This window comes from Azospirillum sp. TSH58, from assembly GCF_003119115.1.
GTDB lineage: Bacteria > Pseudomonadota > Alphaproteobacteria > Azospirillales > Azospirillaceae > Azospirillum.
The window spans coordinates 950245-976564 of the sequence record NZ_CP022367.1; the positions used below are offsets into that span (position 1 = coordinate 950245).

Genomic DNA, 26320 nt, shown 5'->3' on the forward strand with positions numbered 1-26320 from the left:
CCGTTGCTCTTGAACCGTGCGCAGTGCCGCGGTTCAGGCGACCGAGAGCACGTCCAGATAGACGTTTGCCGGCTCGGTCAGATGAATGCGGTACAGCATCCCCATCTGGTCCACGATGATGCTGGCGACGGGGTTCTTGGCCGCCATGTCGGTGACGGCGGCGCGCACGTTGCGCGGCAGGCTGTCGAGTTCGACGTCGCGGTAGCCGTTCTTGTCGGAGAACTTGATGATCTTCTGGCCCATGATCAGGCGCCCTGCGTGCATGCTCTGTTTGCGGTGGGCGGACCATGATCCCGTCGGGTTAAGGAAGCACTAACCAAAAACCGCGCAAACGCAGGACTGATGAGCGGCGGCTGCATCGGTGTCCTTGGAATAATCCGGGGGATGCTTTGCCCCCACCCTTCCCACGGCTTTGCCGCGGGCCCCTTCCCTCCCCCGCTGCGCAGGAGAGGGAAATTTAGTCCCCTCCCCTGCGCAGCGGGGGAGGGTCAGGGTGGGGGCAACCGCCGCCACGCATTCCCTACCCATGGAAATGCTCGAACACCCGCCGGGCCAGCGCCGCGCTGATGCCAGGGGTGGCCTCCAGATCCTTCAGCCCGGCCGATGCCACCGCGGTGGAACTGCCGAAATGGTGCAGCAGGGCCTTCTTGCGCGACGGGCCGACGCCGGGGATGCCATCGATGCGGGTGTGGTCCATCGCCTTCAGGCGGCGGGTGCGGTGAGCGTCGATGGCCGTCCGGTGCGCCTCGTCGCGCAGCCGTTGCAGGAAGTACAGCACCGGGTCGTTGGGCTCCAGCCGGAAGGGCTCGCGGTCCGGCTGGAAGAAGCGCTCGCGCCCGGCATCGCGGTCCGGCCCCTTGGCGATGGCCGCCAGCGGGACGCCGGCGATGCCCAACCCGTCCAGCACCGCGCGGGCGGTGTTCAACTGGCCCAAGCCCCCGTCGATCAGCACCAGATCGGGCCACTGGCCGCCGCTGCGCTGCGGGTCCTCGCGCAGCGCGCGCCCGAAGCGGCGGGTCAGCACCTCGCGCAGCATCGCGTAGTCGTCGCCCGCCGCCGCCGGGTCCTTGATGTGGAAGCGGCGTCCGGCGTTGCGCTGGATGCCCTCCGGCCCGGCGACCACCATCGCGCCCACCGGGAAGGCGCCCTGGATGTGCGAGTTGTCGTAGATCTCGATACGGGCCGGTGTTTTCGGAAGGCCGAAGACGCGCGCCACCCCGGCCAGCAGCTTGCCCTGGGCGGAGCGTTCGGCCATGCGGCGCCCGTGCGCCTCGCGCGCGTTGGTCAGGGCGTGCTCGACGACGCGGCGCTTGGGGCCGCGCTGGGGAACCTCCACCTCCACCCGCCGCCCGGCGGCGAGCGTCAGCGCCTCGGCCAGCAGGGCGCGCTCCGGGATGTCGTGGCTGAGCAGCAGGTGGCGGGGCGGCGGCGTCCCTTCGTAGAGCTGGGCTGCGAAGGCGGCGAGGATCGCGTCGGGCTCCTCCTCGCCGTCGTGCCGGGGGAAGAAGGCGCGGGTGCCCTGGTTGCGCCCGCCGCGGAAGAAGAAGGCCTGGACGCAGGCGGTTCCGCCCTCGGCATGGACGGCCAGCACGTCGGCGTCCTCCAGCACGCCTTCCAGATTGATGTCCTGGCGGCTCTGCAGGGCGGTCAGGGCGCGGATGCGGTCGCGCCAGCGGGCGGCGTCCTCGTAGGCCAGCCGGTCGGAGCAGTCCATCATGTGGCGGGCGAACTCCGCCTGGATGGCGGCGCTGCGCCCGGACAGCACGTCGCGCACGCCCTGCATCTGGGCGGCGTAGTCCTCGGCCGAGACGCGGCCGACGCAGGGGGCGGAGCAGCGCTTGATCTGGTGCTGGAGGCAGGGCCGCGTGCGCGACGTGAAGGTGGCGTCGTCGCAGTTGCGCAGCAGGAAGGCGCGCTGCAACGCCCCGATGGTCATGCCGACGAGGGCGGGGGAGGCGTAGGGGCCGAACAGGTCGCGTTTCCTGCCATGCCGGTCGGCGCTGCCGCGATGGTGCATCAAACGCGGAAACTCATGGCCCTGGCCGAGCGCGATGTAGGAGAAGGAGCGGTCGTCCTTCACCAGCACGTTGAAGGGCGGCAGCAGGCGGCGGATCAGGTTGGCCTCCAGCAGGAGGGCTTCCGCCTCGGTGTGGGTGGTGACGAACTCCATGGAGCGGGTCAGCGCCACCATGCGGCGGGTGCGGTTGGGCAGCCCGTCCGTCCGGGTGTAGCTGGCCACCCGGCGTTTCAGGTTCTTCGCCTTGCCGACATACAGGATGCGGCCGTCCACCCCGATCATCCGATAGACGCCGGGTGTGTCCGGCAGCGTCGGCAGGGTGGCGCGGATCACCGCCGCTCCGTCCATGATCCCTAACCCGGTGTATTAACCACGATGGCGCGGAAGGAAGCAGGGGAACGAACCATGGACAAGAGACAATCGTCGGCCCTGTCCTTCGGAGATAAAGTCACCCCGCCTTTTGCCGCTCCACGCCCGCGGCGGCGTCGGGGCGGGTGCTGTCGCGGACGACCAGCTCGCAATCCAGCCCGTGGTGCGGCTGGGCCACCGTCGTGCCGTTCAGCCGGGCCAGGATCTGGCCGGCGGCCAGCTCCCCGATCTCGCGCTGCGGCGGGCGCACGGTGGACAGCGGCGGCAGGCAGGCGGCGCTGAAGGTCAGGTCGCCGAAGCCGATCACCGCCAGATCGTCGGGCACGCTCAGCCCGCGCCGGTTCGCCTCGAACAGCACGCCCAGCGCCATCGCGTCGTTGGAGCAGACCACCCCGTCGATGTCCGGATGCAGGGCGAACACCTCGTCGATCAGCCAGATGCCGACGGGGGTGGAGGCGGTGTCGGGGGCGGTGAAGGCGATCGGCTCGTGCAGGCCGCGGCGGCGCACCTCGTCCTCATAGCCGTCGGTGCGGCTGCGCACGCGCATGTCCTGGTGCACGGCGGCGCCGATGTAGGCGACCTTGCGGCTGCCCTGGTCGTAGAGATGGCTGGCCTGCCGCCGCCCCACCTCGAAATGGGAGAAGCCGACCGTCATGTCCACCGCCGGGGTCTGGGCGGAGGGGATGTCCCACATCTCCACCACCGGCACGCCGGAGGAGCGCAGCATGGCGCGCGTCCGCTCGGTGTGGTGCAGGCCGGTGACCACCACCGCGGCGGGCGACCAGGCGAGGAAGGCGCGGATCAGCTCCTCCTCCCGCTCCGGATCGAACTCGCTGACGCCGAGCAGCGTCTGGTAATGGGCGGTCTGGAAGGCGCTTTGCAGCGTGTTGTAGGTTTCCGCGAAGAAGGAGTTGGTGATGGAGGGCAGGATCACCCCCACCGTCCGGCTTTTCGCCGCGGCGAGGCTGCCCGCCACCAGATTGGGCACGTAGCCGAGCTGGTCGATCACCGTCCGCACGCGGGTCGCCAGCTCCTCCGACACCGCCTCCGGCTTGCGCAGATAGAGGGAGACGGTGCTGGGCGACACGCCGGCGGCGTTGGCCACGTCCGTCATGGTGAGGCGCTGGGTGGCGCGGCGGGTCTTCTTGCGGATGGGCTTGGCGGGCTTCGGCGGGATCGGCTTGGCGGGCGGCTGTGCGGTCATTCTCGTCCTTCCCTGCGGCGAACCCCGCCGCGCGGCGTGGCGGCATCATAGCACGCCGTTGGAAAAGCGGGGGAAAAGCGGGAACGGTCAGGATGGGGCATGCGGCTCCGTTTCCGCCAGCGCGGCGCGCGCCTGCTCCGCGAAGAAGTCGATGAAGACGCGGATCTTCGCGGGCAGCAGGTTGCGGTGGGGGTAGAGCACGGCGAGCGTCACCGGCTCCGGCGGGCAGTGCGGCAGGACGACGCGCAGCGCCCCGCGGCGCAGATGGTCCGCCACCTCCCACAGCGGCTTCAGCACGATCCCCTCCCCGGCCAGCGCCCAGCCGGTCAGCACGTCGCCGTCGTCGGCGTCGAACTGGCCGGACACCGGCAGGGTCATCGGGCCTTGCGGCGTGTTCAGCGTCCATTGGAATTGCTGCGAGCCGGGAAAGCGCAGCAGCAGGCAGTGGTGGGACAGCAGATCCTCGGGCCGGGCCGGCACGCCCCGCCGCTCCAGATAGGACGGGGCGGCGCAGAGCACGCGCGGCAGGTCGGCGATCTTGCGCGCGACGAAGCTGGAATCCTTCAGCGGCGCCATGCGGATGGCGACGTCGGTCGCCTCGCGCAGCAGGTCCAGCAGATGGTCGGACAGGCGCAGCCGCAGGTCCACCTGCGGATAGGCGGCGTGGAAGCGCGGCACCATCGGGGCCAGGATGCGCCGCCCGAAGCCCAGCGGCGCGGTCACCCGCAGGCTGCCCACCGGCGCCCCGCCGATGGCGCCGACGCTGCTCTCCGCCCGCTCCGCCGCCTCCAGCACCTCCAGGCAATGCTCGAAGAAGACCTTTCCGGCCTCGGTGAACTGCACCTGCCGGGTGGTGCGGTTCAGCAGGCGGGCGTTCAGGTGCTCCTCCAGGCTTTGCAGCCGGTGGCTGACCACGGCGGGCGACAGGCGCAGGCTCCGCCCGGCGGCGGACAGGCTGCCCAGCTCCACCACCCGCACGAACACCCGCATGTTCTCCAGCAGCGCCACGCCTTGTCTTTCCTGATTTTCCTTCTCCCCCTTGGAGAGAAGGTCAGGATGAGGGGGCGGCCGAAGGCTGACCACGCCGGCCCCTTGCAGCGCGTTGGACGCCCTGGCGGGCGCCCCCTCACCCTAACCCTCTCCCCAGGGGGGCGAGGGGATATGGACGGGGAATCCTCCCATCTTTCCGTTTTTTTTGAAAGTGCTGGCGCACGCATCCGCTTCCCCGCTGCACCGCGGCAACCGTAGAGTTCAGGGTGAGGATCACTGAACGGAAGAGGCCGCGACGCATGGAGCCGATCGTCTGGGAGTGGGTCAACTTTCTGGTGCGCTGGCTGCACGTCATCACGGCCATCGCCTGGATCGGGTCGAGCTTCTATTTCATCCATTTGGACCTGTCCCTGCGGCGGCGCGACGGCCTGCCCAACGGCGTGGCGGGGGAGGCGTGGCAGGTCCACGGCGGCGGCTTCTACAACATGATGAAATACACGGTCGCCCCGGCGGAACTGCCGGAGAAGCTGACCTGGTTCAAATGGGAATCCTACGCGACCTGGCTCAGCGGCTTCGCCCTGCTGTCGGTGCTCTACTACCACGGCGCCACGCTCTACATGATCGACCCGGCGGTGCTGGACATTCCCTGGTGGGGCGCGGTGCTGCTCAGCCTGGGCGCCCTGGGGCTGGGCTGGCACGTCTATGACCGGCTGTGCAAGTCGCCGCTGGGCAAGGACGATGCGAAGCTGGCGGCGGCGGGCTTCGTCTTCCTGGTGCTGGTCGCCTGGGGCCTCAGCCACCTCTTCAGCGGGCGGGCGGCGATGCTGCATGTCGGGGCGCTGATCGGCACGATCATGTCGGCCAACGTCTTCCGCATCATCATCCCCAACCAGACCAAGGCCGTCGCCGCCATGAAGGCCGGGCAGGTGCCCGACCCGGCGCTGGGCAAGCAGGCCAAGCAGCGCTCGCTGCACAACAACTACCTGACCCTGCCGGTCGTCTTCCTGATGATCTCCAACCACTACCCGCTGGCCTTCGGCACGCGCTACAGCTGGGTGATCGTGGCGGTGGTGCTGGTGGTGGGGGCGGTGATCCGCCACTTCTTCAACAGCCGCCACGCCGGCAAGCCGACGCCCTGGTGGACCTGGGCGGTGGCCGCCGCGGGCGTCGCCGTCATCGTGGGCTTGAGCGCCGCCGGCACGCGGACCGAGAGCGCCGCGGCGCCGGCCAAGGTGGAGTTCGCGCAGGTGGAGGAGGTTGTGCTCTCCCGCTGCTCCATGTGCCACGCGGCGCAGCCGGTGTGGGAGGGGATCGGCGTGCCGCCGCGCGGGGTGATGCTGGACAGCGCCGAGGCGATCAGCCGCCACGCCCCTCAGATCCGGACCTGGGCGGCGCTGTCCGACGCGATGCCCCCCGGCAACGTCACCGGGATCACGCCGGAGGAGCGCCGCCTGCTGGCCGCCTGGGCCGATCAGCTGCCCCGGTAGGTCGAGTAGCTGTAGGGGGAGACGAGCAGCGGCACGTGATAGTGCTGGTCCGCGTTGGCGACGCCGAAGCGGATCGGCACCACGTCGAGGAAGGCGGGTTCGACGATTTCCAGGCCGGAGGCGCGGAAATAGTCCCCGGCCTCGAACACCAGCTCATAGACGCCGGGCGTCAGGTCGGCCCCGGCCAGCAGGGGAGCGTCGCAGCGCCCGTCGGCGTTGGTGCGCGTCTGGGTCAGCCGTTCCCGCCGGTCCCCGTCGATGCGGTAGAGGGTGACGGCGATCCCGGCGCCGGGCCGGCCGTGCGTCGTGTCGAGAACATGCGTCGTCAGGCGCCCGCTTCCGGACATGGGTCTCTCCTCTCGTGAATCCCCTCGCCCCCCTTTGGAGAGGGTCAGGGTGAGGGGGCGCCCGTCAGGGCGTCCAACGCGCTGCAATAAGCCGGCATCGTCGGCCTTCGGCCGCCCCCTCATCCTGACCTTCTCCCCAGGGGGGAGAAGGGATAAGTGACCTTACACCCCAACGCCGCGCACTCCGAACGGCGCCTGCGCAAAAAGACTTTCAAACGGATCGAAAAAGTGGTCCTCGGCGATTGCGGGTATGCTGCGGGGCAGGGGACCGATCAGGGAAGGCCGGGATGCGACCGAGCGAGATGGACCGTGCAAGTTTCGTCGCCCGATTTGGCGGCGTGTTCGAACATTCGCCCTGGGTCGCCGAAGGCGCCTGGGATGCCGGCAATCAGGGGGGAAACCTGCCCGACGACGCGGACGGCCTGCACGCCGCGATGGTCGCCGTCCTGCGCGCCGCCGGCCATGAGCGGAAGCTGGCGCTGCTGAACGCCCATCCCGATCTGGCGGGCCGTCTGGCACTGCGCGGCGAACTGACCGCCGACAGCACGGCGGAGCAGGCCAGCGCCGGGCTGGACCGCTGCACGCCGGAGGAATTCGCCCGTTTCACCGAGCTGAACGACGCCTACAAGGCGCGCTTCGGCTTCCCCTTCATCCTGGCGGTCAAGGGCCGCAGCCGCGCCGACATCCTGGAGGCGTTCGAAACCCGCCTGTCCAACGGCCCGGAGGAGGAGTTCGCCACGGCGCTGGCCCAGGTCGAGCGCATCACCTGGCTGCGCCTCAAGGATTTGCTTCCATGACGGCGTTCGGCGCTGACCTGATGGCGCGGCTGGACGCCTTCGCCGGCTTCACGGAGGAGCCGGGGCTGCTGACCCGCCTGTTCCTGTCCCCGCAACACCGCGCCGCCGCGGACTGGCTGATGGAGCTGATGGGCAAGGCCGGGATGAACGCCCGGCTGGACCCGGCGGGCACGGTGGTCGGCCGTTACGAGGGGACCGTGCCGGGCGCGCCGGCCCTGCTGATCGGCTCCCACATCGACACGGTGCGCAACGCCGGCCGGTATGACGGGAATCTGGGCGTGCTGGCCGCCGTCGCCGCGGTGGCGGAGCTGGACCGGCGCGGCGAGCGCCTGCCCTTCGCCATCGAGGTGCTGGGCTTCGGCGACGAGGAGGGGGTGCGCTTCCCCGTGACACTGACCGGCAGCCGGGCCGTCGCGGGGCGCTTCGACCCGGCGGCTCTGGAGACGCGCGACCGCGACGGCGTGCGCATGGCCGACGCGCTGCGCGCCTTCGGCGGCGATCCCGAGACCGTCGCCGCGGCGGCCCGCAAGCCGGGGGAGGCGCTGGCCTTCCTGGAGGTCCACATCGAACAGGGGCCGGTGCTGGAGGCGGAAGGGTTGCCGGTCGGCATCGTCACCGCGATCAACGGCGCCACGCGCTTCGCCGTCCGGCTGCGCGGCATGGCCGGCCACGCCGGCACGGTGCCCATGGCGCTGCGCCGCGACGCGCTGGCCGCCGCCGCCGAGATGACGCTGGCGGCGGAGCGGGTGGCCGCGGCCTCCGACGCCGGGGCCCCCGAAGCCGGATTGGTGGCGACGGTGGGCCGGATCGAGGCGAAGCCGGGGGCGGTCAACGTCATCCCCGGCGAGGTCGTCTTCACCCTCGACGTCCGCGCGCCGGAGGACGCCGTGCGGCGGGAGGCCTGCGCCGCCATCCTCGCCGACTTCGAAGGCATCGCCGCCCGCCGTGGCGTGGAGTTGACGGTGGAGACCACCCACGACGCGGCGGCGGCCCCCTGCTCCCCCGGCATCCGGCGGCAGATCGAAGCGGCGGTAACCCGCGCCGGCGTCCGCCCCTTGTCGCTGCCCAGCGGCGCCGGGCACGACGCCATGGCCTTCGCCGGCGTGCTGCCGATGGGCATGCTGTTCGTCCGCTGCAAGGGCGGCATCAGCCACAACCCCGCCGAATCCATCACCGCGGAGGACGCCGACCTGTCGGTGCGGATCCTCCTCGACATCATCCGCCACTTCGAGCACGAGCCCCCGACACCATGACCAACACCGCCCAACAGGCCGTCCGCGCGTTCCTGGAGCAGACCCGCGACGAGCAGGTCCGCTTCCTGGCCGAACTGGTCAAGGTGCCCTCCGACAACCCGGCCGGCGACTGCGCTCCCCACGCCGAGCGCGCCGCCGAACTGCTGGAGGCCATGGGCCTGACGGTGGAGCGCCACCCGGTCCCGGCGGAGCTGGTGCGGGCCAACGGCATGATCTCCGCCACCAACCTGATCGTGCGCCGCCGCTTCGGCGACGGGCCGACCGTGGCGCTGAACGCCCACGGCGACGTGGTGCCGCCGGGCGAGGGCTGGACCCGCGACCCCTACGGGGCGGAGGTGGTGGACGGCTGGATGTACGGGCGCGGCGTCGCGGTCTCGAAGTCCGACTTCGTCACCTACACCTACGCGCTGCTGGCGCTTGAGAAGGCCGGGCTGGACCGCGGCACGGTGGAGCTGCACCTGACCTATGACGAGGAGGCCGGCGGCGAGATCGGGCCGAAATGGCTGCTTGACGAGGGGCTGACCAAGCCGGACTTCGCCATCGCCGCGGGCTTCAGCTACGGCGTCGTCACCGCGCACAACGGCTGCCTGCATCTGGAGGTCGAGGTCACCGGCAAGTCCGCCCACGCCGCCCTGCCGATGACCGGCATCGACGCGCTGGAGGCGACGACCGCGATCCTCGGCGCGCTCTATGAGCACCGCAAGGGTTACGCCGGCACCGTGTCGGCGGTGGGCGGCATCGGCTCGCCGCAACTGACGGTTGGGCTGATCAAGGGCGGCATCAACACCAACGTCGTCCCCGACCGCGTGACCCTGCGCCTCGACCGCCGCATGATCCCGGAGGAGACGCCGGAAGCGGTGGAGGAGGCGTTGCGCGCCGTCATCGCCGAGGCGGCCAAGGCTTTCCCCAAGGCCCGCGTCGAGGTCCGCCGCATCCTGTTGGCCCGCCCGCTGACCCCGCTGCCCGGCACCGACCGGCTGGCCGCCGTCCTCTGCGCCCAGGCCAGCCGCGTGATGGGCGAGCCGGTGGAGACCAAGGGCGTGCCGCTCTACACCGACGCGCGCCATTACTCCGACGCGGGCGTGCCCATCGCCCTGTTCGGCGCCGGCCCCCACACCATCGAGGAGGCCAACGCCCACCGCGCCGACGAGCGCCTGCCGCTGTCCGACCTGTTCAAGGCGACGGAGGTTGTGGCGCTGTCGCTGTTGGAGGTGCTGGGCGAGGGGTGAGGCTGCATTGGCGCTGACCGTGCCCCCACCCTAACCCTCCCCCGCTGAAGCAGGGGAGGGGACTTGATTTTCCCTCCCCTGCGCAGCGGGGGAGGGCCGGGGAGGGGGCAACGGCCCGCCCCACAACGACAAGGACGACCCGCCGGTGATCATCGAGAACGATCTGAAGCTGGACTTCAAGGACGTGCTGATCCGCCCGAAGCGCAGCACCCTGGAAAGCCGCAACGACGTGGACATCGAGCGGACCTTCCGCTTCGTCCACAGCGGGCTGGAATGGACGGGCTTCCCGCTGATCGCGGCCAACATGGACGTGGTCGGCACGATGGCCGTCGCCCGCGCCCTGTCGCGCTTCGGCGCCATGACCGCGCTGCACAAGCACTACCCGGCGGAAGCCCTGATCCCCTTCTTCCGCGACGAGGACACGGCCAACGTCTTCTACTCGCTGGGCACGACGGAGGCCGACTACGACAAGTTCCAGGCGGTGAAGGCCAAGGCCCCGGTGGGCAAGCTCTGCCTGGACGTCGCCAACGGCTACACGGAGCGCTTCGTGCGCGTCATCAGCCGGTTGCGGACGGAGAACCCGGACATGGTCATCATGGCCGGCAACGTGGTGACCGGCGACATGACCGAGGCGCTGGTGCTCGCCGGGGCCGACATCATCAAGGTCGGCATCGGGCCGGGGTCGGTCTGCACCACCCGCAAGATGACCGGCGTCGGCTACCCGCAGCTCTCCGCCATCATCGAATGCGCCGACGCCGCCCACGGGCTGAAGGGGCAGGTCTGCGGCGACGGCGGCTGCACGGTGCCGGGCGACATCTCCAAGGCCTACGGTGCCGGTTCGGACTTCGTGATGCTCGGCGGCATGCTGGCCGGCCACGATGAGTGCGAGGGCGATATCCGCTACGAGGAGCGTGGCGGGCAGAAGGTGCCGGTGGCGATGACCTTCTACGGCATGTCGTCCGACACGGCGATGCACAAGTACGCGGGCGGCGTCGCCTCCTACCGCGCGTCGGAGGGCAAGACCGTGGAGGTCCCCTACCGTGGACCGATCGACGGCACGATGCAGGAGATCATGGGCGGCGTGCGCAGCATGATGACCTACATCGGCGCCACCAAGCTGAAGGAGGTGTCGAAGCGGACCACCTTCGTCCGCGTCGGCGCGCAGCTGAACACCGTTTTCGGGGGGTGATGCCGCGGGAGGTACCCTGCATCGGTACCTCCTTCTCGACAGTCTTCCTCCGGAACCACCGGCGGCTTCCACCGTTCGCAGGATGTGCGGACGGGTGGGGCGCCGGACGGCTTGCCCCGCTCGTCCGCCTTTTGGCAGGACGAGGAAGGCAGAGCTTATGCGTGATTTCGATGGTGCCGCTCCGGCTTATGTGGGGCGGACGGACGGGCCGGCGGCTTTCGACTATCTGATCGTCGGGGCGGGGTTCGCCGGCAGCGTGCTGGCGGAACGGCTGGCGGCGGGGCTGGGCAAGCGCGTGCTGCTGATCGACCGGCGCCCGCACATCGGCGGCAACGCCTACGACCATCACGACGACGCGGGCGTGCTGATCCATCGCTACGGCCCGCACATCTTCCACACCAATTCGCAGCCGGTGGCGGACTATCTGTCCCGCTTCACCCAATGGCGCCCCTACGAGCACCGGGTGCTCGCCCATGTCGACGGGCAACTGGTTCCCATCCCGATCAACCGGACCACGGTCAACCGCCTCTACGGGCTCGACCTCGACGAGGCCGGCGTCGCGGACTTCCTGAAAAACCGGGCGGAGCCGGTCGCCGATATCCGCACCTCGGAGGATGTGGTGGTCGGCGCGGTCGGGCGGGAGCTGTACGAAAAGTTCTTCCGCGGCTACACGCGCAAGCAATGGGGCCTCGACCCGTCTCAGCTCGACAAGGCGGTCACCGCCCGCGTGCCGACGCGGACCAACGACGACGACCGCTATTTCGGCGACAGCTTCCAGAACATGCCGCTGCACGGCTACACGCGGATGTTCGAGAACATGCTCGACCACCCGAACATCACCATCCGCCTGGGCGTCGATTTCCGCGACGTGGTGCGCGACGCGCGCTACCGCAACCTGATCTTCACCGGCCCGGTGGACGAATATTTCGGGCACCGCTTCGGCAAGCTGCCCTACCGCTCCCTGACCTTCCGCCACGAGACGGTGGATCGGGAGTGGTTCCAGCCCGTCGCCGTGGTGAACTACCCCGGCGAGGAGGTGCCGCACACCCGCATCACCGAATACAAGCACCTGACCGGCCAGACCAACCCGCGCACCAGCCTGACCTACGAATACCCGTCGGCGGAGGGCGACCCCTACTACCCGATCCCCCGCGCGGAGAACGCTGCCCTCTACCGCAAGTACCAGGAGCTGGCCGACGCCACGCCGAATGTCCATTTCGTCGGGCGGCTGGCGACCTACCGCTACTACAACATGGATCAGGTGGTGGCGCAGGCGCTGGCGCTCTACACCCGCATCGCCAAGGCCGAAGGCGCCGTGGCGGAAGGCGCGCGCGGGATTTCCGGGATCGGCGCCGCCGCACCGGCCGCCCCATCGTCCGCTCCGGTCCACAGCAGGAGGGAAGCCTCATGAAAGCGTTCGGAATGGCCCTGGCCGCCGCCGTCGTCCTCGCCATTGGCGCCAGCGTGATCCTGGAAGGAACGCTGGGCCGCACCGCCGATCAGACCTTCGCCGCCCCCTCGGTCCGGCTGAGCGAGGACAACACGGTGCAGTACCGGAACTTCATGGGACACCCGGCGGAATGACGACCGCGGTTTCCCGGCCCGATCCCATTCGGTAGGAGGAGCGAGGACGGTGTGGACGCCCCGGCCGGGTCAGGCGGCGTCCTTCACCGCCTCCAGCAGGATGGTGATCTCGTCGACCACGTTGTTCTGGCTCTCGATGGCCTCGGCCACGTCCTGGTTCGTGACCTGCCCCGCCTTCAGCCGTTGCTGCCAGCGCGGCATCAGCTTGTAGCCGACGGACAGGATGCGGAAGTCCACGTTCAGATGCATGGCCAGCCGGGTGTTCGGCCAGCCGCGCTCGATGAATTTCCGGTTCTCTTCCATCGAGAACAGGCTCAGCACGTTGGGCGTGATCGGGCGGACATGGGTCGGGTCGCCGAGGAAGCCGTCGCTGCGCGGGTGCGGCACTTTGATGGTGATGCGCGCGCCGTGCCGGCAGACGCGGTGCATCTCCTTCATGATGGTCAGGAACTGCTCGGTCGTCTGGCCCATATGCTCCAGCGCGTGGATGAGCTGGATGTCGGCGACGCTGTTCTCCTCGAACGGCCAGGGCACGGCCTCCAGATCCGCCAGCACATCCGGTCCGAAGGTCCCGTACTTGTCCACATTCAGATAGCCGGGAAGCCGCGTGTCGCCGCAGCCGAGGTTGAGCTTCAGTTCGGGCATCCTGCGCGTTCCCGGCCAGCCGTTGTTGCCACCGGCGCGACCTTACACCGCCCGCCGCCGCAACGACAGGGCGGGCGGTGGGCCATCCTACATGTCCAGCCCGATGTCCAGGTTCGGCGCGCTGTGGGTCAGCCAGCCGACCGAGATCATGTCGACGCCCGCCTCCGCGATGGCCCGCACGGTGGACAGGGTGACGTTGCCGGACGCCTCCGTCACCATGCGCCCATCGACCATGGCGACGGCGCGGCGCAGCGTCTGCGGGTCCATGTTGTCGAGCAGCACCACGTCCACCGGCAGGGTCAGCAGCTCCTCCAGCTGATCCAGCGTGTCGACCTCGACCTCCACCTTCACCATGTGGCCGATGGCGGCGCGGACGCGCTCCACCGCCGGGCGGATGCCGCCGGCCACGGCGATGTGGTTGTCCTTGACCAGAACCGCGTCGTCGAGCCCGAAGCGGTGGTTGAAGCCGCCGCCCAGCCGCACCGCGTGCTTCTCCAGCACGCGCAGGCCGGGGGTGGTCTTGCGGGTGCAGACGATGCGGGCGCGGGTCCCCTCGACCTCACGGACCAGCGCGCGGGTGGCGGTGGCGATGCCGGACAGGCGGCCCAGGATGTTCAGCGCCGTGCGCTCCGCCGTCAGCAGGGCGCGGGCGCGGCCGGTCACGGTGGCGATGGTGGCGCCGGGGGCCACGTCGCGGCCGTCGCCATGCTCCACCCGCAGCTCCGCCGCCGGGTCGAGGATGCGGAAGGCGGACAGGGCGACCTCCAGACCGGCGACGCGCCCGTCCTTGCGCGCGGCCAGCCGCGCCGTCGCCACGGCGTCCGCCGGGACGATGCTGTCGGTCGTGATGTCGCCGGCCCGACCGAGATCCTCCGCCAGGGCGGCGCGGACGATCGGTTCGAAGGTCAGAGGATGGAGCATGCGGCGTCTCCGGAAAGGGGGCTGGCGGCCCCGGTCAGGTCGGTGAGGGTGAAGCGGTGGCGCTGCGCCGCCGGGTCTTCCTGGGGGAAGTCGGTGCGGAAATGCGCCCCGCGGCTTTCGGTCCGGGCGAGCGCTGCGTGGACGATCAGCCGCCCGGTCAGCAGCCGGTTGCGCGCCTCGCCCCAGCGGCGGACGGCGGTGTGATCCGCCGGGCCGTGGTCGCCCAGCGCGTCGAGCGCCGCGGCGAGCCGGTCCAGCTTGCGCCGGGCGGCCAGCAGGCCTACCCCGTCGCGCACCAGCCCGGCGCCCTGGTAGAGCGTGCGGCGGGATTCGTCCGTCATGGCGTCGAGCAGGCCGGCCCCGACCTCCCCGGCCACCGCCGGGGCTTCGGGCAGGGCGAAGGGCGGCAGGGGGGGCAACTCCCGCCCGGCGACGTCGCGGGCCACCCGCGCGCCGAACACCAGCGCCTCCAGCAGCGAATTGCTGGCCAGACGGTTGGCGCCGTGGACGCCGGTGCAGGCGACCTCGCCGCAGGCCCACAGCCCGTCCAGGCTGGTCCGCCCGGCGGGATCGGTGACCACCCCGCCCATGTGGTAGTGCGCCGCCGGGGCGACCGGCACCGGTTCCCGCCACGGGTCCAGCCCATGGGCGGCGCACAGCGCCAGCACGGTGGGAAAGCCGTCCGGTTTGGCGGCCAGCGCCGGGCGCAGGTCCAGCAACACCGGCTCCCCCGCCGCGACGCGGGCGCCGATGGCGCGGGCCACCACGTCGCGCGGGGCCAGCTCCGCCAGCGGGTGCTCCGCGGCCATGAAACGGACCCCGCGCCGGTCGAGCAGCACGGCACCGGCGCCGCGCAGCGCCTCGGTCAGCAGGGGGGCGGGGTCGGCGTCCACGGCGAGCGCCGTGGGGTGGAACTGCACGAACTCGACGTCGGCGAGCAGCGCCCCGGCCCGCGCGGCCAGCGCCAGCCCGTCGCCGGTCGCCTCCGGCGGGTTGGTGGTGCGGGCGTAGGCCCCGCCGACCCCGCCGGTCGCCAGCACCACGCGCGGCGCGCGGTGGAACACCCAGCCGTCAGGATGGCAGGCCAGCACGCCGCAGACCCGCCCGTTGCGCACCGCCAGATCGACGGCGAAGGCGTCGCTCTCCACGCGGATCGACGGGGTGGCGCGCACCCGTTCCGCCAGCGCGGCGACCAGGGTCGCCCCGGTGGCGTCGCCGCCGGCATGGACGATGCGCGCCGCCCCGTGCGCCGCCTCCCGCCCCAGCAGGGGGGCGCCGTCGGCATCGCGGTCGAAGGGCAACCCGGCGAGGAGCAGCGCCCGCACCCGCTCCGCCCCCTCGCGGGTCAGCAGCAGGGCGCGGTCGGCGTCCACGAAGCCGGCGCCGGCGGCCACCGTGTCGGCGGCGTGCGCCTCCGGCCCGTCGCCGGGGCCGATGGCGGCGGCGATTCCGCCCTGGGCGTGGTTGCTGGAGCCGCCCGGCAGATCCGGCGTCTTGGTCAGCAGCGTGACGGCGCGGGGCGCCAGATGCAGGGCGGCGGTCAGCCCGGCCATGCCGGAGCCGATGACGACCACCTCCGAATCGCGGACCGTGTAGGGGGTGGGCATGAGAGGCCTCCCGGAGAGAGGATCGTTCCAACCCTCTCCCCCTGGGGAGAGGGTGGCCCAAAGGGCCGGTGAGGGGGGTGCGCGTGGCGGAGGGGGCGGCACAAGCGCAACCCCCTCACCCCAACCCTCTCCCCGCTTTCGGCGGACCAAAGGTCCGCCTGTCGCGTCAGCGCAAATTTCGTTTGCGCGTGAGCAGAGGGGAGAGGGGACACACTCAGCGGGGCTTGACGGCCAGCATCCGCTCCACCGAACGGCGGGCGCGGTCGGCCACCTCCGGCGCGATGGTCACCCGCGGTTCCAGCGTGCGCAGGCTGTCCAGGATGTTCGCCAGCGTGATCTTCTTCATGTGCGGGCACAGGTTGCAGGGCCGCACGAACTCCGTCTCCGGCGAGGCCGCGGCCACGTTGTCGCTCATCGAGCACTCGGTGACCATCAGCACCCGCGGCGGGCGGCGGTCCGCCACGAAATCGACCATGCGCGCGGTGGAGCCCACGAAATCGGCGGCCTCCAGAACGTCGGGCGGGCATTCCGGATGGGCGATGACGATCAGCTCGTCGAAGCGGTTGCGGAACTCGCGGATCTCGTCGCCGGTGAAGCGCTCGTGCACCTCGCAATGGCCCTTCCAGGCGATGATCTCGACGCTCGTCTGGGTGGCGACGTATTTCGCCAGATACTCGTCGGGCAGCATGATGACGCGCGGCGCGCCCAGCGACTCCACCACCTCCACCGCGTTGCCGGAGGTGCAGCAGATGTCCACCTCCGCCTTCACGTCGGCCGAGGTGTTGACGTAGGCGACCACCGGCACGCCCGGATAGCGCTCGCGCAGCAGCCGCACGTCGGCGGCGGTGATCGATTCGGCCAGCGAGCAGCCCGCCCCGGTGTCGGGGATCAGCACCGTCTTGGCCGGGTTCAGCAGCTTCGCCGTCTCCGCCATGAAATGCACGCCGGCCAGCACGATGACGTCGGCGTCGGTCTCGGTCGCCCGGGCGGCGAGGGCGAGGCTGTCGCCGACGATGTCGGCCACGCCGTGGAAGATCTCCGGCGTCTGGTAGTTGTGGGCGAGGATCACCGCGTTGCGCTCCCGCTTCAGGCGGTTGATCTCGTGGACCAGCGGGGCGTGGAACGGCCATTCGACGGCGGGGATCACGCGCTTCACGCGCTCGTAGATCGGCTGCGTCGCCGCGGCGATGTCGGGCGTGTAGGCAAGGCCGGTGGTATCGCGCATGGCGCATTCCTTTAATGCTCGCGGTGAGCAAAACCATAAATACTCGATTGGAGCATATCAAGCGGAAAAGAATGCGTGCTGCCGATCGTCGGTCCGGCGCCCGGTCGTTCCCCTTACTTGGCTTCCTGGCTGCTCAGGTCGGACGGGTTTTCGGAGCGGGTCGGCTCGTGCCCCGTGTCGGGTTCGCTGGCCCACTGGTTGGGGCGCGGCACCGGGTTGCCCTGCAGGTCGGGCGGCGCCCGGCGAACGTCGGCCAGGGCCTGCTGCAACTGAGCCCCCTGGGTTTCGCCGCTGGTCGACGGCTTGGGCGCCTGGACCCCCTGCTGGTTGGGGGGCGGCTCCTGGCTTTGCTGCACCTTGATGTCGTTGGACAGCGACTCCTTGGTGGCTTCCTGGGCGATGACGTTGCCGGTCATCAGCAGCCCGGCGACCAGACCGGAGGAAATGAGGCCGGTGGACATGAGAGCGGCGAGCAAGGCGGCGGACTCCTTTTTGGATGAATGGGCGACAAGGCCGTCCCCCCACCAACAGGCGTGGGCACCAACCCTCCCGTTCGCGCGTTAACAGGGGCATGGACCCGACCGACGCCCCGACCCTGCCGCCCATCTTCCGCCCCTGGCCCGCCGAGGCGGACGGCCCCTTCGCCACCGCCTGCCGCTTCGCCGCGGAGGAGGCGGCGCCCGGCACGCTCGTCCACAGCGGCCGGCGCGACCGGCTGGACGTGGCGGTGGTGCTGGTCCCCGACCGTCCGGACGCGGGCGACGGCCTCGCCGCCGTGACCCTGGTCGCGCTGGCCGACGCGCTGGAGGCGCTGGGGCCGCCGAACCAGAGCATCCGCTTCGACGGCGCGGGCCGCCTGCTGCTGAACGGCGCGGTGGCCGGCGGGGTGACCGTCGCCCTCGGTCCCGGCGCCGAGGACGGGCTTCCCGCCTGGGCCGTGGTCGGCGCGGAGCTGGAGGTCCTGGGCGATCCCGACGATCCCGACCCCGGACGGCGCCCCGACCGCACGGCGCTGCGCGAGGAGGGCTTCGGCGACACCGACGCCGTGGCGGTGCTGGAGAGCTTCACACGGCATTTCCTGACCTGGATCGACCGGTGGATGGACGCCGGCTTCGAGCCGGTGCGGCGGGTCTGGGAACAGCGGCTGATTCCCACGGCAGAGGAGACACGGCCATGACCGGAGCGGCCGAGCGGCGCGGCGTCGGCATCACGGTGGAGCGCCAGCGCATCGACAACCCGTGGGTGGACGCGCGCTGGCGGGTGACCGGCGCCCTGCCGGCCCTGCCCGACCGCGCGCCCTGGACCGTGCTGGCGCGGGACGGGGAGCGCACCGGCTATTACGCGGGCGCCACCGAGATCGTGCTCCATCCCGGCGAGACGGAGAATTACGTCGAGAATCTGAAGGGCGGCCGCCCGATGCTCTACGTCATCCTGCGCCGCTGCGCGGAGGAGCCGGGGCTGCGGCTGCTCGCCGTCACCGTCGATCCCGGCGAGGTCGACGCCCATTCCGACGCGGGCGACGACCTGATCGAGGCGATCCCCCTGCCGCCCGATCTGGCCGGATGGATGCGCGATTTCGTGGCCCGCCACCACACCGAGCGTCCCTTCTACAAGCGCCAGCGCGACCGCGCCGACCCGGAGGCGCTGGCCCGCCGCGCCCCGGTGTCCCAACCCGGAAAGGACCACCGCCATGGATGACCGTGCCCTGGATGACGGGTCCGAAGGCTTCCTGTCCCGCTGGTCCCGCCGCAAGCAGGAGGCGCGCACGGCGCCCGTCGAGACACCCGAGCCACAGGAGGAGCGGGACATGGCGATGGAGGAGCGGCAGGCCGTTGCCGCTCCGCTGCCGGAACCCTTCGATCCGGAGAGCCTGCCGCCGGTGGAGAGCCTGGGTGCGGACAGCGACTACACCGGCTTCCTCGCCAGCAACGTCCCGCAGGAGCTGAAACGGCTGGCCCTGCGCAAGGCCTGGACCAGCGACCCGGTGATCGCAGGCTTCCGCGGCTTCGCCGAGTATGACTGGGACTGCAACGCCCCTGGCTACGGCAAGCTGCTCGCCACCGACCGCATCGCCGACCTGTTGGACCGCATCGCCACCGACGAGAAGCCGCCGGAGGAGGAGAAGCCGGAGGAGGTGGTGGTCGCTGACACGACTAAGTCTGAGGAAAGTGAGGGTCTTGCCCCCACCGACAGTCTTGCCCCCACCCCAACCCTCCCCCGCTGGGCGGGGGAGGGAGATGATCGCGGTGCGGCGGCAGTTCCCTCCCCTGCGAAAGCGGGGGAGGGTTAGGGTGGGGGCAGCACGGAGGCAGGGAGGCAAGACTATCGCCTGTCCCAGACTGCGCAACCTTTGTGCATTCCCGCTGTTGTGCCTGATGAGCCGGACCTTAACCGGCCACGGAAAAGGCGAAGCGGGGCAAGGGCATGGCGGAAACGGCCATCATCGACGACGCGGACCGGCTGCGGGCGCAGGCGTATGGCCTGCTGGCCCATCTGTTGGCGCGTCCGCCGTCGCGCGACTTGCTGGGCACCATCGGGGCGCTGGCCGGGGACGGCTCGCCGCTGGGCCGGGCCATCAGCGATCTCGCCGCACGCGCCCGTTCGCTCGCCGACGATCCGGACGGCGAACACCGGGCCGAGCGCGAGTATCATGAGCTGTTCATCGGCGTGACGCGGGGCGAGCTGGTTCCCTTCGCCTCCTACTACCGCACCGGCTTCCTGATCGACCGGCCGCTGGCGCTCCTGCGCGAGGACATGCAGGCGCTGGGCATCGAGCGCGCCCCCGGCGTCAGCGAGCCGGAGGACCACATCGCCGCCATCGCCGAGATCATGGGCGCGCTGGCCGCCGGGACCGTCGGCACGGCGGACGGCGAGCCGGACCTGCCGCGCCAGAAGCGCTTCTTCGAGCGCCACCTCGCCTCCTGGGCAGGCCGCTTCTTCCAGGACCTGGAGGAGGCGTCGGCGGCGCATCTCTACCGGCCCCTGGGCACCTTCGGGCGGCTGTTCCTGGACATCGAGACCAACGCCTTCGCGATGATCGCGCACGCCCCACCGGCTGCGGCGCGCGGGGCCGACCAGCGGGAGGGCACGATCCATGCACCGTGACGACAACCCGAAAGCCGGCAAGACCGGACTGGAACGCCGCAGCCTGCTGAAGGGCCTCGGGCTGGGGGCGGCGGGGGCCGCCGCCGCGGCCGCCACCCTGCGCGCCGCCCCGGCGGAAGCGGAGGAATCGCGGCAGGAGCAGGTGAAGTCCCGCTACCGCGAAACCGACCATGTGAAGCGTTTCTACGCGCTGAACCGACTCTGACCGCGACTTTGATCCAGAGGGCCGCCCCATGCTCGTCAAGCGCAACGCCGGAACCGCCGCCACCCGCGCCCCCCTCGCCCGCCGCCTGAACGGATTGTCGGCGGGCACCGCCGGGCTGGGGGAAACCGTCGACCGCCGCGGCTTCCTGAAAACCTCCGGCCTCGCCGCCGGGGGCATGGCGGCGCTGGGCGCGCTGCCCGCCGCGATGATCCGGAAGGCCGAGGCCGGGCCGACCCTGCCCAACGTCGAGGTCGTCACCCGCAAGAACGTCTGCACCCACTGCTCCGTCGGCTGCACGGTGATCGCGGAGGTGCAGAACGGCGTCTGGACCGGGCAGGAGCCGGGCTGGGAAAGCCCGATCAGCCAGGGCGCGCACTGCGCCAAGGGCGCCTCGGTGCGCGAGCTGACCAAGGGCGAGCGGCGGGTGAAGTACCCGATGAAGCTGGTGGACGGCCAGTGGCAGCGCATCTCCTGGGACCAGGCCATCGAGGAGATCGGCAACAAGCTGCTGGAGATCCGCCAGCAGTCCGGGCCGGACGCCACCTTCTGGCTGGGCTCGGCCAAATTCTCCAACGAGGGCGCCTATCTCTTCCGCAAGCTGGCGGCCTTCTGGGGAACCAACAACGTCGATCATCAGGCGCGCATCTGCCACAGCACCACGGTCGCCGGGGTGGCGAACACCTGGGGCTACGGCGCCATGACCAACAGCTACAACGACATCCAGAACGCCAAGGCGCTGCTGATCATCGGCGGCAACCCGGCGGAGGCCCACCCCGTCTCGCTGCCGCACATGCTGCGTGGGAAGGAGCACAACCGCGCCCCCTTCATCGTCATCGACCCGCGCTTCACCCGCACCGCCGCCCACGCCACCGACTATGTGCGCATCCGCCCCGGCACCGACATCCCGGTCACCTGGGGCATCCTCTGGCACATCTTCGAGAACGGCTGGGAGGACAAGGACTACATCCGCCGGCGCGTCTACGGCATGGACGAGATCCGCGCCGAGGTGAAGAAGTGGGACCCCGCGACGGTGGAACGGGTCAGCGGCGTTCCCGGCGAGCAGCTCTACCGCGTCGCGGAGGCGCTGGCGAAGAACCGGCCGTCCACCGTCATCTGGTGCATGGGCATCACCCAGAAGACCACCGGCACCGCCAACGTCCGCGCCCTGTCGATCCTGCAGCTGGCGCTGGGCAACATCGGCACGGCCGGCGGCGGGGCCAACATCTACCGCGGCCACTGCAACGTGCAGGGCGCCACCGACTTCGGGCTCGACGTCTCCACCCTGCCCTCCTACTACGGGCTGGCCGAGGGGGCGTGGAAGCATTTCTGCCGCGTCTGGGACGTCGATTACGACTGGATGAAGGCCCGCTTCTCCTCCAAGGAGCTGATGGAGGCCAAGGGCATCCCGACCACCCGCTGGTTCGACGGCGTCACCTACAAGCCGGAGGAGATCGAGCAGCCGTCGCCGCTGAAGGCGATGGTCGTCTTCGGCCACGGCGGCAACACCGTCACCCGCATGCCGGAGATGCTGAAGGGGCTGGAGCGACTGTCCCTGCTCGTCATCGCCGACCCGCACCCGACCACCTTCGCCGCCTTCAAGGAGCGCAAGAACGGCACCTACATCCTGCCCGCCTGCACCCAGTTCGAGACGGACGGCTCGCGCACCTGCTCCAACCGGTCGGTGCAGTGGGGCGAGAAGGTCGTGGAGCCGATCTTCGAGTCCAAGGACGACTACACCATCATGTATCTGCTGGCCCGCAAGTTCGGCTTCGCCGACGCGATGTTCAAGCACATCACGGTGGAGGAGACCCGCCCGGTGCCGGAGGACATCCTGCGCGAGATCAACCGCGGCTGCCTGTCCACCGGCTACACCGGCCAGTCGCCGGAGCGGCTGAAGATGCACATGAAGCATCAGGCCGATTTCGACAAGATCACCATGCAGGCCAACGACGGACCGCTGAAGGGCGAGTATTACGGCCTGCCCTGGCCCTGCTGGGGCCATCCGGAGCTTCGCCATCCCGGCTGCGCCGTCCTCTACGACACCTCCAAGCATGTGATGGAGGGCGGCGGCGTCTTCCGCGCCCGCTTCGGGGTGGAGCGCAACGGCGTCAGCCTGCTCGCCGACGGCTCCTACTCCAAGGGGTCGGAGATCGAGGACGGCTATCCCGAATTCACCATGGCGATGCTGCGCAAGCTGGGCTGGGACAAGGACCTGACGGCGGAGGAGATGCGCGTCATCCAGGCCATCGGCGGCGACAAGGTGGACGAGGTGAGCTGGCAGACCGACCTGTCCATGGGCATCATCCGCGTCGCGCTGAAGCACGGCTGTTCGCCGCACGGCAACGGCAAGGCCCGCGCCGTCGCCTGGAACCTGCCGGACCCGGTGCCGCTGCACCGCGAGCCGATCTATTCGCCGCGGCCGGAGCTGGTGAAGGAGTATCCGGCGATCGAGGACCGGCGCGACTACCGCCTGCCGCAGCTCGCCCGCTCGCTCCAGTTCAAGGTGGCGGACAGCGACATCCGCCAGCGCTTCCCCTTCATCCTGACCTCCGGACGGCTGGTCGAGTATGAGGGCGGCGGCGAGGAGACCCGCTCCAACCCCTGGCTGGCCGAGTTGCAGCAGTCGATGTTCGTCGAGATCAACCCCAAGGACGCCGAGCGCCTGGGCATCCGCGACGGCGGCATGGTCTGGGTCTACGGGCCGGAGGACAGCTCCAAGGCGCGGATGCGCGCCCTGGTGACCGAACGCATCGGCGCCGGCACGGTCTTCATGCCCTTCCACTTCTCCGGCTACTGGCAGGGCAACAGCCTGCGGGAGAATTACCCGCCGGGCACCGATCCCATCGTCCTGGGCGAGCCGGCCAACGGGGTGACGACCTACGGCTACGACCCCATGACCTTCATGCAGGAAACCAAGGTGACGCTGTGCCGCGTCGAACCGGCCTGACGCGCCCCAGGGAGGATAGACATTCATGGCCCGCATGAAATTCCTGTGCGACGCGGAACGCTGCATCGAATGCAACGCCTGCGTCACCGCCTGCAAGAACGAGCACGACATCCCCTGGGGCATCAACCGCCGCCGGGTCATCACGCTGAAGGACGGCGTGCCGGGCGAGCGCTCCATCTCCATGGCCTGCATGCATTGCAACGACCCGCCCTGCGCCGCGGTCTGCCCGGTGGACTGCTTCTACCAGACGGCGGACGGGGTGGTGCTGCATTCGAAGGACCTGTGCATCGGCTGCGGCTACTGCTTCTACGCCTGCCCCTTCGGCGCGCCGCAGTATCCGCAGGCGACCAACTTCGGCGGGCGCGGCAAGATGGACAAATGCACCTTCTGCACCGGCGGTCCGGAAGCGGACAACACGATGGAGGAGTACCAGAAATACGGCACCAACCGGCTGGCCGAGGGCAAGCTGCCGCTGTGCGCGGAGATGTGCTCCACCCGCGCGCTGATGGCCGGTGACGGCGAGGTTCTGGCCGACATCTACAAGGAGCGGACGGTGCGCCGCGGCTACGGCTCCGGCGCCTGGGGCTGGACCACCGCCTACGGCCGCGAGGACCGGGGCCGCGCCTTCGGCCCGGGCCGCGAGGGCACCGGCGGGAGCTGAGCGGGTGGGGGGTCTCTCCGGGGTTTTGCCCCCACCCTTACCCTCCCCCGCTGCCGCAGGGGAGGGGACGAAACTCCCTCCCCTGCAAAGCGGGGGAGGGCCGGGGTGGGGGCAAGCGTCCCCCGATCAAGCACCCCGCAAAGCGCACATTCTCTAGGGAAGGACGCACCATGACGAAGCTCCTGCGCCCCCTGCTGGTCCTGTTCGTTCTGCTGCTCGCCGCCCCGGCGGTGCAGGCGCAGTTCTACCAGACGCCGGGGCCGACCTCGCCGACCTCGAAGGACGAGGTGCAGCTCTACCAGACGCCGGACGGCAAGCTGACCGGGCGGATCAGCATCCCCGACGAGAAGCTGGGCGTCCTGGTCCAGCCGGAGGGGCGGGAGTGGCGCGAGTTCCGCATGGTCTGGCTGAAGATCATCGCCGGCGCGCTGATCCTGGGGCCGATCGCGGTGCTGGCGATCTTCTACCTGATCCGCGGCTCCATCCGCATCCAGGGCGGCCGGTCGGGTCGTCTGGTGCCGCGCTTCAGCGGCGTGGACCGCTTCGCCCACTGGACGACGGCGGTCAGCTTCCTGCTGATGGCGGTGACCGGGCTGATCATGACCTTCGGGCGCCTGCTGCTGATCCCGCTGATCGGCCACCCGAACTTCACGATGCTGGCCGAGGCCAGCAAGTACATGCACAATTTCTTCAGCGTGCCCTTCGTGCTCGGGCTGGTGATGATCTTCGTGCTGTGGGTGCGCGACAACATCCCGGAGAAGGCCGATCTCGTCTGGCTGAAGACGCTCGGCGGCGTGCTGAGCAAATCCGGCGAGCATCCGGAGGCGGGGCGCTTCAACGCCGGCCAGAAGGGCGTCTTCTGGGCGGTGGTGTTCGGCGGCTTCGCGCTGTCGCTCAGCGGCTTCCTGCTGATGATGCCCTTCGCGGTCACCGGGATCGGCGGTATGCAGATCCTGCACGTGGCGCACGGGGTGGTGGCCGCGCTGATGATCGCGCTGATCATCGGGCACATCTACATCGGCACCATCGGCATGGAGGGCGCCTTCGACGCCATGGGCAGCGGCGTGGTGGACGAGAACTGGGCCAAGGACCATCACCGCCGCTGGTACGAGGAGCAGCTCCGCAACGGCCAGGCCAATCAGGACGGTCGGCTGCGGCATCATGCGGCGGAGTGAGGTGCGGAACCGCTCGACAGGCGGGCCGGCATGACCGATCCTTCCGCGCAACCAATTGTGCGCAGGGGGATGCATGCCGCTCGACCAACGGGAGTCGCTGTTCCGCCGCATCGCGGAGCGGCGCGACGAGCTTGTCGCGCTGACCCGCGACCTGATCCGCATCCCCACCGTGAACCCGCCCGGCGACGTCTACACCGACTGCGCGGAGTTCCTCGGGCGGCGGCTGGCCGGGCGCGGCTTCGCCGTGGAGTATGTGCGGGCGGAGGGCGCGCCGGGCGACAGCGACCGCTACCCGCGCACAAACGTGATCGCCCGCATCGAGGGGCGCGAGCCCGGCCCCTGCGTGCATTTCAACGGCCACATCGACGTGGTGCCCGCCGGCCAGGGCTGGACGGTCGATCCCTTCGAAGGGGTGGTGAAGGACGGGCGCGTCTATGGCCGCGGCGCCTGCGACATGAAGGGCGGGATCGCCGCGTCGATCATCGCCGTCGAGGCAATCCTGGAGGCGGGCATCCCCTTCCCCGGCGCGCTGGAGATCTCCGGCACGGTGGACGAGGAGTCCGGCGGCTACGGCGGGGTCGGGCATCTCGCCACGCTCGGCCACTTCTCCCGCCCGCGGGTCGACCACGTCATCATTCCGGAACCGCTGAACGTGGACCGCGTGTGCATCGGCCACCGCGGCGTCTGGTGGGCGGAGATCGAGACGAAGGGCCGCGTCGCCCACGGCTCCATGCCCTTCCTCGGCAACTGCGCGGTGCGCCACATGGGCGCCGTGCTGCACCGGATCGAGACGGAGCTGATCCCCCGGCTGGCCGCCAAGCGCACCGCCATGCCGGTGGTGCCGGAGGGCGCGCGGCAGTCCACCCTGAACATCAACGCCATCCACGGCGGCCAGCCGGAGGACCATGGCGGGTTGCCCAGCCCGATGGTGCCCGACCGCTGCCGCATGGTCATCGACCGCCGCTACCTGATCGAGGAGGACCCGGAGGAGGTGCGGGCGGAGATCGTCGGCATCCTGGAGGATCTGCGCCGCGAGCGCCCCGGCTTCGATTACGAGCTGCGCGAGGTGCTGGCCTTCCTGCCCACCCTGACCGACGCCGACGCGCCGGTGGTGCGGGCGGTGGGGGCGGCCATCGAGACGGTGCTGGGCCGCCCGGCGGCGCAGGTGGTGTCCCCCGGCACCTACGACCAGAAGCACATCGCGCGGGTCGGCCATCTGAAGGACTGCATCGCCTATGGCCCCGGCATCCTCGACCTCGCCCACCAGCCGGACGAGTATGTGGGGATCGACGACATGGTGCATTCCGCGCAGGTGATGGCGATGGCCGCCCTCTCGCTGCTGCGGCGGGAGGTGTGAGGGGAA

Annotated in this window: 26 protein-coding genes; 16 read left to right on the forward strand and 10 right to left on the reverse strand. The window is 70.4% G+C overall.

All coding sequences use genetic code 11. The annotated features are described in order from the left end of the window. Positions 1–33: 33 nt before the first annotated feature. The 4 genes from TSH58p_RS25780 to TSH58p_RS25795 all read right to left on the reverse strand — a co-directional run bounded on the left by TSH58p_RS25780 (position 34) and on the right by TSH58p_RS25795 (position 4598). On the reverse strand, positions 34–264 hold the full coding sequence (locus TSH58p_RS25780; RefSeq protein WP_247873933.1) for a hypothetical protein: 231 nt from the start codon (positions 262–264) through the stop codon (positions 34–36). 256 nt (positions 265–520) lie between these two features. Further along, positions 521–2365, reverse strand: coding sequence for an excinuclease ABC subunit UvrC (gene uvrC / locus TSH58p_RS25785; protein WP_109069194.1), 1845 nt, complete (start codon positions 2363–2365; stop codon positions 521–523). A gap of 100 nt (positions 2366–2465) precedes the next feature. Beyond that, on the reverse strand, positions 2466–3590 hold the full coding sequence (locus TSH58p_RS25790) for a LacI family DNA-binding transcriptional regulator (RefSeq protein WP_109069193.1): 1125 nt from the start codon (positions 3588–3590) through the stop codon (positions 2466–2468). Between the two features lie 87 nt (positions 3591–3677). Further along, positions 3678–4598 (reverse strand): LysR family transcriptional regulator, encoded by a 921-nt coding sequence (locus tag TSH58p_RS25795; RefSeq protein ID WP_109069192.1) that lies wholly within the window; start codon positions 4596–4598, stop codon positions 3678–3680. A 281-nt stretch (positions 4599–4879) separates the two neighbouring features. Between TSH58p_RS25795 and TSH58p_RS25800 the strand changes: the two genes are divergently transcribed. Then, entirely contained in the window at positions 4880–6067 is a 1188-nt protein-coding gene (locus tag TSH58p_RS25800; RefSeq protein ID WP_109069191.1) for a urate hydroxylase PuuD, read from the forward strand. On the opposite strand, the gene uraH is transcribed toward TSH58p_RS25800, so the two are convergent. Beyond that, positions 6052–6414 (reverse strand): hydroxyisourate hydrolase, encoded by a 363-nt coding sequence (uraH, locus tag TSH58p_RS25805; protein WP_103041444.1) that lies wholly within the window; start codon positions 6412–6414, stop codon positions 6052–6054. The genes TSH58p_RS25800 and uraH overlap by 16 nt on opposite strands. A gap of 302 nt (positions 6415–6716) precedes the next feature. On the opposite strand from uraH, the gene uraD reads away from it, so the two are divergent. The 6 genes from uraD (at position 6717) to TSH58p_RS33695 (ending at position 12466) form a co-directional block, all read left to right on the forward strand. Then, positions 6717–7211, forward strand: a complete 495-nt coding sequence (gene uraD, locus TSH58p_RS25810; RefSeq protein WP_247873932.1) for a 2-oxo-4-hydroxy-4-carboxy-5-ureidoimidazoline decarboxylase — start codon at positions 6717–6719, stop codon at positions 7209–7211. Continuing rightward, positions 7208–8464 carry an allantoate amidohydrolase gene (locus tag TSH58p_RS25815; protein ID WP_109069189.1) on the forward strand — a complete coding sequence of 419 codons (1257 nt, stop codon included), beginning with the start codon at positions 7208–7210 and terminating at the stop codon, positions 8462–8464. Before uraD ends, TSH58p_RS25815 begins: the two co-directional genes overlap by 4 nt. Further along, positions 8461–9693: a M20/M25/M40 family metallo-hydrolase gene (locus TSH58p_RS25820; RefSeq protein WP_109069188.1), complete on the forward strand. Its 1233-nt coding sequence runs from the start codon at positions 8461–8463 to the stop codon at positions 9691–9693. Before TSH58p_RS25815 ends, TSH58p_RS25820 begins: the two co-directional genes overlap by 4 nt. 145 nt (positions 9694–9838) lie before the next feature. Continuing rightward, positions 9839–10882 (forward strand): GMP reductase, encoded by a 1044-nt coding sequence (locus tag TSH58p_RS25825; protein ID WP_109069187.1) that lies wholly within the window; start codon positions 9839–9841, stop codon positions 10880–10882. 157 nt (positions 10883–11039) lie between these two features. After that, positions 11040–12293, forward strand: coding sequence for a UDP-galactopyranose mutase (gene glf, locus TSH58p_RS25830; protein WP_109069186.1), 1254 nt, complete (start codon positions 11040–11042; stop codon positions 12291–12293). Next, the gene (locus TSH58p_RS33695; protein ID WP_199230078.1) at positions 12290–12466 is read left to right on the forward strand and encodes a hypothetical protein; all 177 of its coding nucleotides are present in this window, start codon (positions 12290–12292) and stop codon (positions 12464–12466) included. Before glf ends, TSH58p_RS33695 begins: the two co-directional genes overlap by 4 nt. Positions 12467–12535: 69 nt before the next feature. On the opposite strand, the gene TSH58p_RS25835 is transcribed toward TSH58p_RS33695, so the two are convergent. The 5 genes from TSH58p_RS25835 to TSH58p_RS25860 form a co-directional block, all read right to left on the reverse strand. Further along, entirely contained in the window at positions 12536–13111 is a 576-nt protein-coding gene (locus TSH58p_RS25835; protein ID WP_109069185.1) for a hypothetical protein, read from the reverse strand. Between the two features lie 87 nt (positions 13112–13198). Then, positions 13199–14032 (reverse strand): carboxylating nicotinate-nucleotide diphosphorylase, encoded by an 834-nt coding sequence (gene nadC, locus TSH58p_RS25840; protein WP_109069184.1) that lies wholly within the window; start codon positions 14030–14032, stop codon positions 13199–13201. Beyond that, entirely contained in the window at positions 14017–15639 is a 1623-nt protein-coding gene (locus tag TSH58p_RS25845) for an L-aspartate oxidase (RefSeq protein ID WP_109069183.1), read from the reverse strand. Before TSH58p_RS25845 ends, nadC begins: the two co-directional genes overlap by 16 nt. Positions 15640–15853: 214 nt before the next feature. Further along, positions 15854–16864 (reverse strand): quinolinate synthase NadA, encoded by a 1011-nt coding sequence (gene nadA, locus TSH58p_RS25855; RefSeq protein ID WP_109069182.1) that lies wholly within the window; start codon positions 16862–16864, stop codon positions 15854–15856. Positions 16865–16977: 113 nt separating this feature from the next. After that, positions 16978–17340 carry a hypothetical protein gene (locus TSH58p_RS25860; RefSeq protein ID WP_109069181.1) on the reverse strand — a complete coding sequence of 121 codons (363 nt, stop codon included), beginning with the start codon at positions 17338–17340 and terminating at the stop codon, positions 16978–16980. 95 nt (positions 17341–17435) lie between these two features. Between TSH58p_RS25860 and TSH58p_RS25865 the strand changes: the two genes are divergently transcribed. The 9 genes from TSH58p_RS25865 (at position 17436) to TSH58p_RS25905 (ending at position 26314) form a co-directional block, all read left to right on the forward strand. Beyond that, a complete protein-coding gene (locus tag TSH58p_RS25865) occupies positions 17436–18041 on the forward strand; it encodes a biotin/lipoate--protein ligase family protein (RefSeq protein WP_109069180.1) in 606 nt (201 codons plus the stop codon). After that, positions 18038–18562 (forward strand): DUF3305 domain-containing protein, encoded by a 525-nt coding sequence (locus TSH58p_RS25870; RefSeq protein ID WP_109069179.1) that lies wholly within the window; start codon positions 18038–18040, stop codon positions 18560–18562. Before TSH58p_RS25865 ends, TSH58p_RS25870 begins: the two co-directional genes overlap by 4 nt. Next, a complete protein-coding gene (locus tag TSH58p_RS25875; protein WP_109069178.1) occupies positions 18555–19154 on the forward strand; it encodes a DUF3306 domain-containing protein in 600 nt (199 codons plus the stop codon). Before TSH58p_RS25870 ends, TSH58p_RS25875 begins: the two co-directional genes overlap by 8 nt. A gap of 134 nt (positions 19155–19288) precedes the next feature. After that, positions 19289–19969 (forward strand): molecular chaperone, encoded by a 681-nt coding sequence (locus TSH58p_RS25880; protein ID WP_109069177.1) that lies wholly within the window; start codon positions 19289–19291, stop codon positions 19967–19969. Next, entirely contained in the window at positions 19959–20174 is a 216-nt protein-coding gene (locus TSH58p_RS25885) for a twin-arginine translocation signal domain-containing protein (protein WP_109069176.1), read from the forward strand. Before TSH58p_RS25880 ends, TSH58p_RS25885 begins: the two co-directional genes overlap by 11 nt. Before the next feature lie 28 nt (positions 20175–20202). Beyond that, positions 20203–23121, forward strand: a complete 2919-nt coding sequence (locus TSH58p_RS25890; protein WP_109069175.1) for a formate dehydrogenase subunit alpha — start codon at positions 20203–20205, stop codon at positions 23119–23121. Between the two features lie 25 nt (positions 23122–23146). After that, positions 23147–23782 carry a formate dehydrogenase FDH3 subunit beta gene (fdh3B, locus tag TSH58p_RS25895; RefSeq protein ID WP_109069174.1) on the forward strand — a complete coding sequence of 212 codons (636 nt, stop codon included), beginning with the start codon at positions 23147–23149 and terminating at the stop codon, positions 23780–23782. A 170-nt stretch (positions 23783–23952) separates the two neighbouring features. After that, positions 23953–24957 (forward strand): formate dehydrogenase subunit gamma, encoded by a 1005-nt coding sequence (locus tag TSH58p_RS25900; RefSeq protein ID WP_109069173.1) that lies wholly within the window; start codon positions 23953–23955, stop codon positions 24955–24957. Between the two features lie 73 nt (positions 24958–25030). After that, a complete protein-coding gene (locus TSH58p_RS25905) occupies positions 25031–26314 on the forward strand; it encodes an acetylornithine deacetylase/succinyl-diaminopimelate desuccinylase family protein (RefSeq protein ID WP_109069172.1) in 1284 nt (427 codons plus the stop codon). Positions 26315–26320: the final 6 nt, after the last annotated feature.

Coding starts and splice junctions, on each gene's coding strand:
- TSH58p_RS25780 (WP_247873933.1), bottom strand. CDS start 264: ATGCACGCAGGGCGCCTGATCATGGGCCAGAAGATCATCAAGTTCTCC.
- uvrC (WP_109069194.1), bottom strand. CDS start 2,365: ATGGACGGAGCGGCGGTGATCCGCGCCACCCTGCCGACGCTGCCGGAC.
- TSH58p_RS25790 (WP_109069193.1), bottom strand. CDS start 3,590: ATGACCGCACAGCCGCCCGCCAAGCCGATCCCGCCGAAGCCCGCCAAG.
- TSH58p_RS25800 (WP_109069191.1), top strand. CDS start 4,880: ATGGAGCCGATCGTCTGGGAGTGGGTCAACTTTCTGGTGCGCTGGCTG.
- uraH (WP_103041444.1), bottom strand. CDS start 6,414: ATGTCCGGAAGCGGGCGCCTGACGACGCATGTTCTCGACACGACGCAC.
- uraD (WP_247873932.1), top strand. CDS start 6,717: ATGGACCGTGCAAGTTTCGTCGCCCGATTTGGCGGCGTGTTCGAACAT.
- TSH58p_RS25815 (WP_109069189.1), top strand. CDS start 7,208: ATGACGGCGTTCGGCGCTGACCTGATGGCGCGGCTGGACGCCTTCGCC.
- TSH58p_RS25820 (WP_109069188.1), top strand. CDS start 8,461: ATGACCAACACCGCCCAACAGGCCGTCCGCGCGTTCCTGGAGCAGACC.
- glf (WP_109069186.1), top strand. CDS start 11,040: ATGCGTGATTTCGATGGTGCCGCTCCGGCTTATGTGGGGCGGACGGAC.
- TSH58p_RS33695 (WP_199230078.1), top strand. CDS start 12,290: ATGAAAGCGTTCGGAATGGCCCTGGCCGCCGCCGTCGTCCTCGCCATT.
- TSH58p_RS25835 (WP_109069185.1), bottom strand. CDS start 13,111: ATGCCCGAACTGAAGCTCAACCTCGGCTGCGGCGACACGCGGCTTCCC.
- nadC (WP_109069184.1), bottom strand. CDS start 14,032: ATGCTCCATCCTCTGACCTTCGAACCGATCGTCCGCGCCGCCCTGGCG.
- TSH58p_RS25845 (WP_109069183.1), bottom strand. CDS start 15,639: ATGCCCACCCCCTACACGGTCCGCGATTCGGAGGTGGTCGTCATCGGC.
- nadA (WP_109069182.1), bottom strand. CDS start 16,864: ATGCGCGATACCACCGGCCTTGCCTACACGCCCGACATCGCCGCGGCG.
- TSH58p_RS25865 (WP_109069180.1), top strand. CDS start 17,436: ATGGACCCGACCGACGCCCCGACCCTGCCGCCCATCTTCCGCCCCTGG.
- TSH58p_RS25870 (WP_109069179.1), top strand. CDS start 18,038: ATGACCGGAGCGGCCGAGCGGCGCGGCGTCGGCATCACGGTGGAGCGC.
- TSH58p_RS25875 (WP_109069178.1), top strand. CDS start 18,555: ATGGATGACCGTGCCCTGGATGACGGGTCCGAAGGCTTCCTGTCCCGC.
- TSH58p_RS25880 (WP_109069177.1), top strand. CDS start 19,289: ATGGCGGAAACGGCCATCATCGACGACGCGGACCGGCTGCGGGCGCAG.
- TSH58p_RS25885 (WP_109069176.1), top strand. CDS start 19,959: ATGCACCGTGACGACAACCCGAAAGCCGGCAAGACCGGACTGGAACGC.
- TSH58p_RS25890 (WP_109069175.1), top strand. CDS start 20,203: ATGCTCGTCAAGCGCAACGCCGGAACCGCCGCCACCCGCGCCCCCCTC.
- fdh3B (WP_109069174.1), top strand. CDS start 23,147: ATGGCCCGCATGAAATTCCTGTGCGACGCGGAACGCTGCATCGAATGC.
- TSH58p_RS25900 (WP_109069173.1), top strand. CDS start 23,953: ATGACGAAGCTCCTGCGCCCCCTGCTGGTCCTGTTCGTTCTGCTGCTC.
- TSH58p_RS25905 (WP_109069172.1), top strand. CDS start 25,031: ATGCCGCTCGACCAACGGGAGTCGCTGTTCCGCCGCATCGCGGAGCGG.